Below are 15,051 nucleotides of genomic sequence, written 5' to 3' on the forward strand. Positions count from 1 at the left end.
GAGGGGCAGCAATGAGTCAAGCAATACATGAGCGTCTGAATCAGATTCCAGAGCGAATTCTTTCAACCGAGTTTTTAACCGGTCAGGGGCTAGGCAATGAAATTGGATTCTGGATTTTTGATTATGCGCCTGAAGATGAGCTGAAAGTCCGCGAATATATTCATTTTCTGGAAGGGATGCTGGAGAAAAAACACAGTCAGCTGAAGGTGGTGAATATCAACCTGCTGCAAGCAGTGGTGGATTATCTGGATGAGCGTAACTTCATCGATAAAGCCATTCAAATGCAAAAAGCCAAAGGCGATGAAGCGCTGCTCAAAGCCTTAAAGGGTCCACTGCATATGGATAAGTTCGCGCCTTATCTGGTGAGTAAATATGCCACCAATGCGCAAGATATTGTGTTGATGACTGGGGTAGGGACGGTTTGGCCACTGTTACGTGCCCATCACTTATTGAATAGTTTGCATTCGTTACTGGGGCATAAGCCAGTGGTGCTGTTTTACCCAGGCTATTACGACGGTCAAGCGATGAGTTTATTTGGAAAAATTCCAAGCAACAATTACTACAGAGCATTCAGATTAGTGCCTTAAACACGGCAAATAGAAATAAGAATTCGGGGGAATGGATTGAGATGAACATTAAAGAACTTTTTTACAAGCCATTAGATCGTGCGATTAACGGGGTGGTCAAGGCAGATCAGAATGACAATACCACGGTATATCAGGAACTCGATGAATACGTGGTCACCAATGAGCTGGAAAAGCATTTTCGTGACTTTTTCCAGTCTTATGGCACAGATCTAAGCGATCCTTCCATTGCCAACCGAGTCGGTGTGTGGATTTCAGGCTTCTTTGGTTCAGGTAAATCACATTTCCTGAAAACCTTGTCGTATATTCTGGCCAATAAAGTGGCACGTGACGCGGAAGGTAACGAACGCAGTGCTGCAGAATTCTTTGATGAAAGCAAAATCCGTGATGCGTTTATCCGTGCAGATATTGGCAAGGCCGTTAGCCATCATGCCGATGTCATCCTATTTAACATCGACAGTAAAGCCAGCTCCAATGATGACGGCAATCCGATTCTGAATGTGTTTTTACGCGTGTTTAACGAGTATCAGGGTTTTAGTGCTGACCATCCACATATTGCCCATATGGAACGTCACCTGAGCCAGAAAGGGGTGTATGAGCGCTTTAAACAGGCGTTTGAGGAATCCAGCGGCATGTCCTGGCTAGAGGAGCGTGACGGCTATCAGTTCTATCAGGATGATGTCGAAACCGCGATTTCCCAAGCCCTCAACTTATCTGCTGAAGCTGCGCATAAATGGTTTGAGGATTCTGAGCAGACCTTTAGTGTTTCGGTTGAAAACTTCTGTCAGTGGGTGAAAGAATACCTAGACAGCAAAGGACCCCAGCAACGCATGTTGTTCTTGGTCGATGAGGTGGGGCAGTTTATTGGCAGTGATACCCGCTTGATGCTGACACTGCAAACCATTACTGAAAACCTGGGTACGATCTGTAAAGGCCGCGCTTGGATTATCGTCACCTCACAGGCAGACATCGATGCTGTTTTAGGTGAGATGTCTTCTTCCAAAGCCAATGACTTCTCCAAGATTGCTGGGCGTTTTAAAACCCGTTTATCACTGTCCAGTTCCAATACAGATGAAGTCATCCAGAAACGTTTATTACGCAAAACCCCAGAAGCAGAAGCATTGCTCAGATCGGTGTTTGAGCAAAAGGGCGATATCTTAAAAAATCAGATTACCTTTGACCGTTCAGGCCCAACCCTCAAGAACTATGAGGGGCCAGACAGTTTTATTCATAACTATCCTTTTGCGCCGTATCATTTTCAACTGGTGCAGAAAGTTTTTGAAGAAATCCGTAAAGTCGGTGCGACCGGTGCACATCTGGCCTATGGTGAGCGATCTATGCTGGATGCGTTCCAGATGGCCGCTAAAGCCATTGGAACGGATGAGGTGGGGGCTTTGGTTCCATTCCACCGATTCTACAGCTCAGTAGAAGGATTCCTGGATACAGCGGTTAAACGTACTATCGACCAGGCCGGTGAGAATAAGACTCTGGATGGTTTTGATGTACAGATGCTGCGTACCCTGTTCATGATCCGCTATGTCGATATCATTAAAGGCACACTGGATAATCTGGTGACCTTGTCGATTGAGAAAATTGACGAAGACAAGCTGGCATTACGCAAGCGGATTGAAGAAAGCCTGCTGCGTCTGGAAAAGGAAAGCCTGATTACCCGCAATGGCGATGAGTTCCTGTTCCTGACCAATGAAGAACGCGATATCACCCGAAAAATTAAAGCCACTGACTTAGCTGCTTCAGAAGAAAATAAAGAGTTAGCCAATCTCATTTTTAAAGATTTGCTCCGGGATCAGAACAAGTACCGCCATCAGGCCAATAAAATGGACTATGTGGTGGGTCGTTTTCTGGATGGTCATAGCCTGGATGGCAAGTATGAGAGTGATTTGAAAGTTGAAATCATTTCTCCTTTAGATACTGAATACAACCTTTACAGCGAAGCCTTTTGTATTGGTAAAAGTGCTGAAGGACAGGTGCTGTTTAAACTCGGTGATGACAAGCAATTCTTTAATGAGCTCAGAACTTGGCTGAAAACCAATAAATTCATTCGTTTAAATGATGATGGCACCCAGTCCGATATCACCCGTATTCTGACAGACCGTGGCCGTGAGAACCAGGAACGTAAAAAACGTCTGCGTGCCCGGGTCGAGGAAATGCTGCTGGACGCGGAAAGTTATGCCTTGGGTCAACATCTGCAGCTTTCATCTTCTAGCCCTTCCAGCAAGCTGGATGAGGCGTGTCGTTATCTGCTGGAAAACACCTATACCAAACTGAGCTATCTGCAGGTCTATCAGCAGGATGCCTGGCGTGAACTGAACGCCGTATTGACTGTAGATGATATGGCACAGCTGGGATTATCCCTAGATGGTGGGCAGACCAATCCGAAAGCCCTACAGGAAGTGGAACAGTATATTTCGCTGCGTGCAACCGGTACAGAACGTATTCTGGTGTCTGACGTGGTCGAGCGTTTTGCTAAACGTCCTTATGGTTGGCCGGATGCCGAGATTTTACTACTGGCAGGTCAATTGGCTGCGATGGGACGAATTTCGCTGCAGTTAAATGGGGGAACCTTGCAGCTGAAAGATGCGCTGGAACCTTTACAGAACAGCCGCCGTCGCCGTGAAGTTGCCATCATTAAAAAGCGTCAGACTGATGATCAGATATTGAAACAGGCGCGTCAACTGACTCAAGACTTGTTCTCTGCAATGGGACCATCGACAGAAAAAGAGCTGTTTGAGTTCTATACCCAAAACTTTAAGACCTGGTTAGCCAACTTTAAGTCGTATAAGAGCAAAACCGATGTCGGGCAATTCCCTGGCAAGAAAGTCATTGAACGGTCTATCTTAAGCTTGGATCGCTTGCTGGCCAATAGCGACAGCTTCGATTTCTTTAAGGCCGTGGTTGATAACAAGGATGACTATCTGGATCTGGAAGAAGATTATCGTGATATTCATGAGTTCTTCAGTAACCAGATGCCAAGCTGGCAGCAACTGCAGCAGGCCCTACGTCATTTTGAGAAAAATAAACAGGCATTGGGCAGTGATGAGGTGGCGAAAAAAGCCTTATCAGAATTACATCGTATTTCGACCACTGAATCTCCCTACGGCCTGTTAAATAAAGTGGCTGATTTGGTTCGTACAGTGGAAAGCGTCAATGAGCAATTGCTGACTGAGAAGCGCAATCAGGCGATAGAACACATTGATGACAAGATCAAGCAGTTAGAAGCCGAGATTAAAAACAGTGGCATCGCTAGCGCTGAGCTGAGTAACAAGCTATTACGCCCACTACAACTGCTGAAAACGGATATTGAAGTGGAAACTAGCCTGTCCACCATCTATATGCTGCAAACCCAAACCGCCGTCGAGCGTTTTGATGAAGCCTTGTATGAGTTGGAAAGCGAAGTTGAGGCGGAAATCCAGCGTCAGGCCAAAGCGGCACAACTGGCTCAGAGCAAAGCAGAGAGTGTAACCAACACTGCAACCACCTCCAGCCCAGCTACATCAGCACCTGCTGCGAGTCCGGTACAGCCTGTGACAGCCGTAGTGCCACCGAAACCTGTTGTCGAAGTCGATGTCGCCAGCATTTACAGCAAAAGCTCAAGTAGTGTCTATCTGGAAACAGAAGAGTCAGTAGATCAGTTTGTAGACGCACTCAAAGCTGAATTGAAAAAAATTGTGGGTGATAAAAAGCGTGTGCGTATTCGCTAACTTGGGTTAGGGATATCGGCATCAGTCATTAATTAAAGGTTTTAACATGAATACCAGTAATATTAAAAAATACGCACCGCAAGCCCGGAATGATTTTATCGCAGCCATGCGCAAGCAGGCTGCCAAATACGGCATCACCGCAGACCGCATTTTACCGGCAGAACAGAAAGGTGACTTGCTGCTGATTGGCGATCAGGTTTTTCCGCTATCCGTCATGAAATCTCGTGACAAGCTGATCAAACGCATTCAAGCCAGCAGTTTTGAGCAGAGCATCGATTATATTGCCTACAGCTGGTTTAATCGTCTCTGTGCCATTCGCTATATGGAATGCAAAGGGTTGCTGGATCATGGCCGCCGTGTACTGAGCAGTGCCGATGGCAGTGCCGGCTTGCCACAGATTCTGGAAGAATGTCTGGATATTGAGTTACCGGGTTTAAATACCAGCCGTGTGGCTGAGTTAAAGCTAGATGGCAATAAAGACGAAGAATTGTACCGTGAGCTGTTACTGGCTCAATGTCATGCGTTGAATCAGGTGATGCCATTACTGTTTGAGCAGGTCTCTGATGAGTCAGAACTGTTATTACCGGATAACCTGACCAAAACCGATTCGTTGATCCGTGATCTGGTCAGCAGCATTCCGGAAGAAGACTGGTCGGATGTGCAGATTATTGGTTGGCTGTATCAGTTCTATATTTCTGAAAAGAAAGATCAGGTGATTGGTAAAGTCGTCAAGAGTGAGGACATTCCTGCAGCGACACAGTTATTCACCCCAAACTGGATTGTGAAGTATTTGGTGCAAAACAGTGTTGGTCGTCTATGGATGATGGCACAGCCGGACAGTACGCTAGCGAGTAGTTGGGAATACTATATTCAGCCAGCGGAACAGACCGATGAAGTCAATGCACAGCTAAAACAGCTGATTGATGCGCGGATCAGTGAAGATGGCGATAGCTTAAACCCAGAAAGTATTACGGTGTTGGATCCGGCCTGTGGTTCGGGGCATATTTTGGTGGAAGCCTATGATTGCCTCAAAGCGATTTATTTAGAACGTGGCTACCGTAGCCGTGATATTCCACGTTTGATTCTGGAAAATAACCTGTACGGCATTGATATTGATACCCGTGCCGCACAATTGGCGAGTTTTGCGCTATTGATGAAAGCGCGTGAGGATGACCGCCGTTTATTTAGTAATCCACCAAAGTTAAATATTATTGCGTTGCAAGATAGCCAACCTGAGCGTTTAGAAGCATTCAGTCAGGACTTGGCAAGTACTGGTATTGCTCAGACCGATTTAAAAGAATTATTAGACCTATTTGAACACTCTTCGACCTTTGGTTCTTTGATTCAAATCCCTGAGGCATTCGCTAAAAAACTGTCTGATTTAGAAAGCAAGCTGAATACAGCAGCAGAGTCAGGCGATATCTTTAGTCAGCAGTCGGCACAAGAGTTGTTACCTCTAGTACAACAGGCTAAATTACTGGCTAAACAATATGATGCTGTGATTGCTAACCCGCCGTATATGGGGGGTAAAGGTATGAATACAGCACTTAAAGATTTTGCTAAAAAGAAATTCCCCGACAGTAAGTCAGATATGTTTGCCATGTTTATTGAACGCTGTCAAAAGTTAGCAAAAGAAATAGGTGAAACAGCATTTGTGACACCTTATGTTTGGATGTTTATTTCTTCTTATGAAGAGTTACGAAAAAAACTGATTTCTCAGAATACGATTAAGTCATTAATTCAGCTTGAATATAATGCATTTGAACCTGCATGTATTCCTGTTTGTGCATACACAATATCAAAGGCACACGTACAAAATTATGTCGGTAGTTATATTAAGCTGTCTGATTTTAAAGGTCATGAAAACCAAGCGCCTAAAACATTAGAAGCCATTCAAAACCCAAATTGTGGTTGGTTCTTTAATTCTAAGCCTGATGATTTTATGAAAATTTCGGGTAGTCCTCTTGCATATTGGGTGGGTAAAAATTTACTAAAAATTTATACGAATAACCCTGCTATGTCAGATATTTTAGAGGTAAAACAAGGATTAGCAACAGCGGATAACAATCGTTTTTTGAGATATTGGTATGAAATAAATATCGATATGATAGGTTTCAAGAAAAAGAGTATTCAAGAAGCAAAAAATTCATGTAAAAAATGGTTCCCACATAATAAAGGTGGTGATTTTAAAAAATGGTATGGAAATCATGAAGCTGTAGTTAATTGGGAAAAAGATGGATATGAAATAAAGAATTTTGTTGATGACAAAGGGAAACAGCGATCTAGACCTCAAAATACAAGCTACTATTACAGAGAGGCTATTAGCTGGTCTGAGATAACTTCATCAGATATTTCCTTTAGATTCTATCCACAGGGTTTTATACCAAACAATAAAGGGATGTGTGCTTATCTAAATGATAGTTCAGATATTTATAAAATTTTAGGGTGGTGTAATTCTAAGGTATTTAATATTCTAAGTAAGATTATTAATCCTACTATTAGTTTTGGTGTTGGTGATTTTTCAAATATGCCTTTTTCAGAGGTCGAAAATAACAGTTTAGTAAAAAAATTAATAAATATCTCAATAAATAACTGGAATGCATATGAAACATCATGGGATTTTACTGAAAACCCAATTATTGGTATTCAACAGCCTAATTTAGAACAAGTGTTTAATACCTGGCAACAGCAAAATGCTGACGCCGTCGCTGAAATGAAACGTCTGGAAGAAGAAAACAATAAGCTGTTTATTGACGCTTATGGTTTACAGGATGAACTCACCCCAGACGTGCCTGATGCGCAAATCACTCTCACTCGAGCTGACCGTGAAAAAGACAGCCAGCGTTTAGTCTCTTATGCTCTTGGCTGTATGATGGGACGTTATAGCTTGGACGAACCAGGTTTGATCTATGCCCATGCAGGCAATCAAGACTTCGATGCCAGCCGTTATCAAACATTCCCAGCCGATGCAGACGGCATTATTCCACTGACCGAAATGCACTGGTTTGAAGATGATGCTACGCGCCGTATTCAAGAGTTCCTAACTGCTGTTTGGGGTAAAGACACACTGGATACCAATATGCAGTGGCTGGCAGAAAGCTTGGATAAAAAAGCCAATGAAACCGCTGAAGATACCATTCGCCGTTACCTCGCCAGCAAGTTCTATAAAGACCACATGCAGACCTATAAAAAGCGTCCGATCTACTGGTTATTCAGCAGTGGTAAACAGGGGGCTTTCCAGGCATTGGTGTACTTGCACCGCTATAACGAAAGCACCTTGGCACGTATGCGTACCGAATACGTGATGCCATTGATTTCTAAAATGGCGGCTATGGTGAATTCTTTGCAAAGTGAAATCGAAAACAGTGATTCCGCTGCTGAAATTAAACGTAAAGAGAAAGAACTACAAAATCTGCATAAGCAACAGGCTGAACTGAGTAGCTTTGAGGAAAAACTGCGCCACTATGCCGATCAGCGTATTTCACTGGATCTAGATGATGGGGTGAAAGTGAACTACGGCAAGTTTGGGGACTTGTTGGCTGAAGTCAAAGCAGTGACGGGGGAAAAGTGATGAATAGCTTTTCTTCCACACTAGATCATGCAGAGGTGGTTGCATGAACTTAAGTCAACTACAGCAAGGCCTGGAACAAGCCTTTTATATTGAACAGCATCGAATAGTCTTTTGGTACGATGCGGAACAGTCCTTTAGCGAAGAAGTAAAGGCGTTAAAACTGAAGGATGTCCAGATTCTGAATATGGCAGAAGAATCCAGCCTTGCGATTAAGCTTAAACTGGAACTTGAGGATCAGCAGGGTAAATACTTGCTGTATTTTCCAAGTCCTGAGCCTGAAACTGAAAAAGACTGGTTACTGGACATCAAGCTGTATTCACGCAGCTTCTATGCCGATCGTTTCTCGATTATTTTTAATGAGCTGGGTTTACAGCAGCAGAGTCTAAGAGAACATCTGGCCAAACGTGAAGAATTCCTTAAAGCCAAAGCCCGTCTGAGTACATTGAAACGCTATATCCAGCCTGATGCAGATGCACAGGATCTGGATATGGCGATGATTGCGGCCGTGGTCAAGGCTGACAGTGCCGAGCTGATGCATATTGTTCTGGCACTGGCAGATGAAATGGTACAGCAGAACCTGGCTCTGGAAGTCAATCCAGAATCCTTTGCTGAACTGGAAAAATTCCAACTGGTGCCAGCTTTAGTCACAGCATTACAGGCGGAAATTGGTTATCCAGCATCGGTTGAAGAGTTGAATGGGGAAGCACCATTCAAGCTCGGTACGTTCTTTATCCGTTTGATGAGCACAGGTTTCTGTGAAAGCCTGGGCGATATACCGCTATGGGCTCAGGAACTGGTGATGTCATCCGTCAGCTCCCGTGCAACAGCTAGAGTCTTTTTGTCGCGCTGGAGAGACAGTTCCAAATACTACCCAACCTTCGATACACTCTCCCAGACCGTGGCGAATGCACTGCGGATCCAAGAAAAGGTCGGGGCTTTTGATCTGGAGCAGCTGCTCGATGTCATGACCTTTGAAGTGATTGAACAAAAGATCATTGTTGATTTGGCCAGCCAGATCCCTGCAGCAACCAAAGCTGAACTGGAACATTTCAGAACGGTTATTTCTACCCGTCTGGATGGCTATTGGGCGTCCAAACATAAGGACGATGCAACCCGCCGTAAATACCGTACCGTCTATACAGCGTTGCAGGCAGCGATTGAGCTGTTCAGCCTGCGACTGCAGTTTGATTCTGGGTTCTATTTCGACTCCAGTGAAGCCTTGTATAAAGCCTACGAGCAGGAGTTGTATCGCTTTGATATGGCCTATCGCCACTACAGTGCTGCTTCTCAACGCGCTCATGTCGATATCTTGAAAAAACTCGATGAAGAAGTCGAAAATTGCTATTCCTACTGGTTTATTGACCACTTGGCACGAAACTGGGGCGAGCGTGTAGAAGCTGAGCAACGCTTGAATGTCTGGAAAGTGGCAGATATCCCAAATCAGCAGAACTTCTACGATACCCACGTCAGACCCTTACTCAATTCTGCAACGAAACGCCGTATTGTGGTAATTATCAGTGATGCTTTCCGTTATGAAGCTGCGGTAGAGCTGCGTGATCGTATTAATGAAAAGCGTTATTCTGAAGCGACCTTGTCTTCACAGCTGGGCGTTGTCCCAAGTTACACCACACTTGGCATGGCCTCGTTATTGCCGCATCAGACTTTGGAGTACAAAGAGGCCGCAGGGGATGATGTTTTAGTAGATGGGCAGTGCAGCAAAGGGACTGCAGCACGATCCAAAATTCTGGCGGCCTATAATGGTCTGGCAGTCACCGCTGAAACGGTAAAAGGCTGGTCACGTGATGAAGGTCGTGAAGCGCTGAAAGACCATGAGCTGATTTACGTTTATCACAACGTGATTGATGCACGCGGTGACAGTGCCTCGACAGAATCTGAGACCTTTATGGCGGTGGAACATGCTATTGAAGAGCTGACTGAACTCAGCCGTAAAATTTTAATGCACTTCAATATTTCTACCCTGTTGATTACAGCCGACCATGGCTTCTTGTTCCAGCAAAGTAAACTGGAATCTGCGGATCGTTCAAGCTTGACTGAAAAACCAGCCAATACATTGAAGAGCAAAAAACGCTATGTGATTGGGCATGGTTTACCAGAGAGCAAGGAAGCCTGGAAAGGCTCAACCCAAGCTACGGCAGGCACACTATCTGCGACTGATTTCTGGATTCCAAAAGGGGCGAACCGTTTCCATTTTGTAGGAGGCTCACGTTTCGTGCATGGCGGCATCATGCCTCAGGAAATTGTGGTGCCGGTACTGATGGTAAAACAGCTACGTGGTGAAAAGGCTGGACAGCGGACCAAGCGTAAAGTTGAGGTCATTTCTACCAAATCCACGCTGAAGATGGTCAATAACATCCAGAAGTTTGATTTGATGCAAACCGAAGCTGTCAGTGAGCTGGTCATGCCAGTGACTTTATCCATTGCCATTTATGATGGGGATCTTAAAGTTTCCAGTGAAGAAACTTTGACTTTTGATAGCGCTACCGATTCTGTTGCCGATCGGGTCAAACAGGTCAGACTGTCATTGTCTGGCACTGATTTTGACCGTAAGAAAGATTACTTCCTGGTACTGAAGGACAAAGACCTGAATATCGAGATGCAACGCTATAAGGTCACCATTGATTTGGCATTTACCGATGACTTCTTCTGATAACGAATTAACGATAGAGCGTAGCCTACATGGAATCTGCTAACGATAAAGAACTGGATCAGCTGCTGAATGAACACTTTGCTGGGCGGGTGGTACGTAAGGATCTGACTAAACTGATCAAAGAAGGGGCCAATGTCCCGGTCTATGTACTCGAATACCTGCTAGGGATGTACTGTGCCTCGGATGATCCAGAGATCATTGAACAGGGACTACGTAACGTAAAGACCGTACTGGCTGAGAATTATGTCCGTCCTGATGAAGCTGAGAAGGTGAAATCCCTGGTTCGTGAACGGGGCAGTTATAAGGTCATTGATCGGGTGACCGTAAAGCTGAATGAGCGTAAGGACAAATACGAAGCCTCCTTTAGTAATCTGGGTATCAAAGATGCCGAAATCTCGGCAGGCATCGTTAAAGAGTATGAAAAATTACTTGTTGGTGGTATCTGGGTCATTGCTACGCTCAGTTATTATTTTGAAGAAGGACAGACTAGTTCTCCATTTGGCGTGAGCTTACTCAAGCCGATTCAAATGCCGAATATGAATATGGATGAACTTTTCAGTGGCAGAGCAGCATTAAGCACTGATCAGTGGCGCGAGAGTTTAATCCGTTCGATCGGCATGGAACCGGCTTCGTTAAAAGAGGATGTGCAATGGCACCTATTAGCGCGTATGGTTCCGTTCGTTGAAAATAACTATAACGTTTGTGAACTGGGACCACGCGGTACCGGGAAAAGCCATATTTACAAAGAGTGTTCACCGAATAGTATTTTAGTCTCTGGTGGGCAAACGACTGTCGCCAACCTGTTCTATAACATGAGTAGCCGCCGTATTGGTCTGGTAGGCTTATGGGATGTGGTAGCTTTTGATGAAGTCGCCGGTATTTCCTTTAAGGACAAAGATGGCGTACAGATCATGAAAGACTACATGGCCTCAGGATCTTTTGCCCGTGGTCGTGAACAGATGGAAGCCTCAGCTTCGATGGTTTTTGTGGGTAATATTAACCAAAGTGTTGAATCCTTGGTGAAGACTAGCCACTTATTGGCTCCTTTTCCTGAAGCCATGATCGATTCAGCATTCTTTGATCGCTTTCATGCCTATATCCCGGGTTGGGAAATTCCGAAAATGCGCCCGGAATTCTTTACCAACCGTTATGGCTTGATCGTTGATTATCTGGCTGAGTTCTTCCGGGAAATGCGTAAGCGTAGTTTTGCGGATGCCATTGAGAAGTACTTTAAGCTAGGGAATAACCTGAATCAGCGTGATGTGATTGCCGTTCGCAAGACGGTTTCTGGATTGATGAAGCTGCTCTACCCACATGGTCAATTTAACAAAGAAGATGTACGGCAATGCCTGGAATATGCGCTGCAGGTGCGCCGTCGGGTCAAAGAACAGCTGAAAAAAATTGGGGGGATGGAATTCTATGATGTGCATTTTAGCTATATCGACAATGACACCCTAGAAGAGCATTTTGTTTCGGTAAAAGAGCAGGGTGGAGGTGGACTTATTCCCGAAGGTCCTGCTAAACCAGGCTTCCTGTATACCATTGGCCTCAGTAATAAGGGCATGCCAGGCTTATACCGCTTAGAACTTCAAGTCACTAAAGGTTCAGGAAAATTGGCGACATCTGGCTTATGGAATTCAAGTAGTGCCAAAGAACAGGTCAAGATTGCTTTTGATTACTTCAAGGCCAATGCATCCCGGATCTCGGGGGGGAGTAAGGTGCTGGAACATGATTTCCATTTACATGTGGTGGAATTACAGAATACCGGCCCGCTCAGCCATCTTGCTCTGCCAAGTTTAGTGGCTTTCGCTTCTGGCCTCTTAGGACGATCGGTTCAAAGTCAGATGGTGGTACTGGGTGATATGAGCTTGGGTGGTTCAGTGACACCGGTGGAAAGTATTGCCGAATGTCTGCAAGTTGCTTTTGATGCGGGTGCCAAGAAGGTTGCTTTGCCAATGAGTAGTGCGGCAGATATCCCAACGATTCCTGTGGAACTGTTTACCAAGTTCCAGACCAGCTTTTATGCAGATCCGGTAGATGCTGTGTTTAAGGGGCTAGGGGTGGATTAATTTCATATCTGTCTGGAAGAGTTACAGTAGATTGTTTTAAATTCAGTTTCTCAAGTTAAACACCATGTTGTAAAAGCATAATACTGCCTCTTTTAAAGAGCTAGTATTTTAGGGGGGATTACCCTTCATTTTTTCTTGATCAGATATCTGTTGTACTTTGACAGGATTTTGTTGATCTAAATATTTTTGATACCAAACACGCAATGTTTCAGGAGTACAACCGATTTTAGGATCAATAGCTGTGATTGCTGCCCAAGTAGAAGGATAATCTTTTTCAGATTCAATTAGTAATTGAACCGCTCTTTCTCTGATTTCAGGGGGCAATTTTACTTTGCCATTTGTAAGGTAAAAGGGGTCAATTTTAGAATGCCGTTGACAATGTATCGCCTTTTGAGTTTGAAGCAATGTACAATGATAAGATTAACCCGTTAGGTCAGGTGGCCTAACTTAAATAAAAAGTCTCCGACAAACCCGGTACGGTTCACTATCTATTGTTATTCTTACCTGAAATTGATGTGAGCTTATAGAGACAAGGTAAATTTGCAAAAGTGCCGGCTATTCAGTGTTCATTGAATGTTTAATTTAATTTATTAAGCTTGACCTTGGAGTGGCTCTAAGCCTTATACTTGGTACAAATTTTTCGATTGTTATGATGATGCGTTCTACTACATGGATTACAGTCTTGGTTGGATTGTTCATGTTCCAAAGCTTTTGGAATGTGGCGGCGGCCTTTTGTGTCCATGAACAACAGCCTCAATCACAGCAGAGTTATCATTTTGGTCATCACCAAAATACCTTGTGTGCCAGCGATAGTCGTCAACACGATCATAATGGACAGTCAGAAAACATAAAAACATTCAGTAGCGATTTAGAAATCGGTGAAGATCATCAAGATCATCTACCATCGATGACGCATTTGATTGTACAAAATGAAAAAGTAGATGTGTTTCATCCAAGCTCTGAAGTTAAAGTGAATCCACAATTTCATTGGAAAAACAGCTATCAGGCTCCTGACCTGTTTCAACAAAGCCCACCTCCCAAATTTTCCCCGCTCATGGTGGGGTAGCCTAAAACATTCCCACCACTTTTATTATTTAAATAAGTGGGAAAAATCATGTCTTCACAATCAATTATACTCTTGCGTCATAGCTTGGTTGCTTGTATATGTGCAGCGGCTATGCAATATAGCTATGCTGAAAACGTTACCAGCTTTGAATCCGCTTTAGCAAAAGTACAAAGTTACCAGACTCAAGACAAGCTGTGGCAACAAGTTCAGCAAATATCTGAATTGAATATTCAGCAAAGTCGGTTATGGCAGAATCCAAGTATAAGTTTAGAACAGTCTGGCTTTGGCTCAGGTCAAGAACAGGAATTCAATGTTGGCGTTAGTCAACCTCTAGATCTATTTGGTCAGCGTAAGCTGAACCGGGTGATTGCCAATACCTCGAATCAACAAATCCAATTGCAACAGCAATTATGGAAGGCACAAAGCCAACTGATTGTTAAATTTGCATGGTCGCAATTTGCACTTGCTGAGGTTGAGCAGTCTGCTTATTCAGTACAGTTAAAAACAAGTAAAGCCAATCTGGACAGTGCCCAGAAACGCTATCAGGCAGGCAGTATTGCCCTGGTTGATTTTGAGCGTACCCAAATTGAAGCGCTAGAAATCCAACGACTTTATCAGCAAGCGATGCTGAATAAACAAGCTGCCGGTCGTCAGCTGTCTAATTTGTGGGGGGGAGAAACATCTTCACATCTTCAATTGAATAAAACCGCTATCCCTTGGCCAGAGCAAAGTCTCCAAACTGTGCAACGGTATATTGCTGAAGGGTGGCTAGAAAAATTCTATGCCTTGAACATTCAGCAATCGGATCATCAAATTGAAAATTTAAGAATTCAGGCACGTCCCAATCCGACTTTAAATGTAGGCATGAAACGTAGCAAAACCCCTAATGAAAGCAACGATACGACTTTGGCAATCGGCGTGGCTATTCCACTGAATATTTTCAACCGCCAGCAATATGCGATCCCGATGGTCCAGCAACAGCAAATATTGCTGAACCAACAGCAGCAGCGTGAGCTGAAGCAACAAATACTCAATATTGCCAACAGCATGCATCAGCTCAAAGGTTTACGTAGCCAGTTCGATGCCACAACAGCACAAGTTACTTTGGCGACCAAAGTTCAGAGCCGTACTTTACAAGGGTTTCAGGCAGGGAAACTGTCCATTACCGACGTTCAGCAAGCAACCACCCAACTGCAGAATCTTCGATTGGGTCAATTACAAATTCTACGTCAAGCTTGGCAAACTGCCCTCGCAGCTGAGGCACTCAGTATTGGCACAAGTTATGAAGAAATTAGCCGTTCGGATGCCTATACACAACTGAATAAAAAGGCAGTCGAAGCATCGCAAAATTTAATCAATGGGGGAGCACGATAA

7 protein-coding genes and 1 pseudogene are annotated in these 15,051 nt (G+C 44.2%); 7 read left to right on the top strand and 1 reads right to left on the bottom strand.

The annotated features are described in order from the left end of the window. The first annotated feature begins 11 nt into the window (after positions 1 to 11). The 5 genes from BK820_RS08075 to brxL are packed head-to-tail and all read left to right on the top strand — an operon-like array spanning position 12 to position 12,611. Complete coding sequence (locus BK820_RS08075; RefSeq protein ID WP_071320613.1) at positions 12 to 587, top strand: DUF1788 domain-containing protein; 576 nt, start codon at positions 12 to 14, stop codon at positions 585 to 587. A 41-nt stretch (positions 588 to 628) separates the two neighbouring features. Then, on the top strand, positions 629 to 4,303 hold the full coding sequence (brxC, locus tag BK820_RS08080; RefSeq protein ID WP_071320614.1) for a BREX system P-loop protein BrxC: 3,675 nt from the start codon (positions 629 to 631) through the stop codon (positions 4,301 to 4,303). Positions 4,304 to 4,349: 46 nt separating this feature from the next. After that, a complete protein-coding gene (gene pglX / locus BK820_RS08085) occupies positions 4,350 to 7,874 on the top strand; it encodes a BREX-1 system adenine-specific DNA-methyltransferase PglX (RefSeq protein ID WP_071320615.1) in 3,525 nt (1,174 codons plus the stop codon). Between the two features lie 43 nt (positions 7,875 to 7,917). Then, positions 7,918 to 10,542 carry a BREX-1 system phosphatase PglZ type A gene (gene pglZ, locus BK820_RS08090; protein ID WP_071320616.1) on the top strand — a complete coding sequence of 875 codons (2,625 nt, stop codon included), beginning with the start codon at positions 7,918 to 7,920 and terminating at the stop codon, positions 10,540 to 10,542. Positions 10,543 to 10,571: 29 nt separating this feature from the next. Beyond that, complete coding sequence (brxL, locus tag BK820_RS08095; RefSeq protein WP_005021615.1) at positions 10,572 to 12,611, top strand: protease Lon-related BREX system protein BrxL; 2,040 nt, start codon at positions 10,572 to 10,574, stop codon at positions 12,609 to 12,611. Positions 12,612 to 12,734: 123 nt separating this feature from the next. Here the strand turns inward: brxL and BK820_RS08100 are convergent. Continuing rightward, positions 12,735 to 12,971: pseudogene (locus BK820_RS08100) on the bottom strand (hypothetical protein); the annotation flags it as partial. A gap of 295 nt (positions 12,972 to 13,266) precedes the next feature. Between BK820_RS08100 and BK820_RS08105 the strand changes: the two are divergent. After that, complete coding sequence (locus BK820_RS08105; RefSeq protein WP_211100789.1) at positions 13,267 to 13,677, top strand: cation efflux protein, CzcI-like; 411 nt, start codon at positions 13,267 to 13,269, stop codon at positions 13,675 to 13,677. A 48-nt stretch (positions 13,678 to 13,725) separates the two neighbouring features. Further along, positions 13,726 to 15,051 carry a TolC family protein gene (locus BK820_RS08110; RefSeq protein WP_035269736.1) on the top strand — a complete coding sequence of 442 codons (1,326 nt, stop codon included), beginning with the start codon at positions 13,726 to 13,728 and terminating at the stop codon, positions 15,049 to 15,051.

This window comes from Acinetobacter sp. LCT-H3, assembly GCF_001866125.1.
Classification (GTDB): Bacteria; Pseudomonadota; Gammaproteobacteria; order Pseudomonadales; family Moraxellaceae; genus Acinetobacter; species Acinetobacter schindleri.

Coding starts and splice junctions, on each gene's coding strand:
- brxC (WP_071320614.1), top strand. CDS start 629: ATGAACATTAAAGAACTTTTTTACAAGCCATTAGATCGTGCGATTAAC.
- brxL (WP_005021615.1), top strand. CDS start 10,572: ATGGAATCTGCTAACGATAAAGAACTGGATCAGCTGCTGAATGAACAC.
- pglZ (WP_071320616.1), top strand. CDS start 7,918: ATGAACTTAAGTCAACTACAGCAAGGCCTGGAACAAGCCTTTTATATT.
- BK820_RS08075 (WP_071320613.1), top strand. CDS start 12: ATGAGTCAAGCAATACATGAGCGTCTGAATCAGATTCCAGAGCGAATT.
- BK820_RS08110 (WP_035269736.1), top strand. CDS start 13,726: ATGTCTTCACAATCAATTATACTCTTGCGTCATAGCTTGGTTGCTTGT.
- pglX (WP_071320615.1), top strand. CDS start 4,350: ATGAATACCAGTAATATTAAAAAATACGCACCGCAAGCCCGGAATGAT.
- BK820_RS08105 (WP_211100789.1), top strand. CDS start 13,267: ATGCGTTCTACTACATGGATTACAGTCTTGGTTGGATTGTTCATGTTC.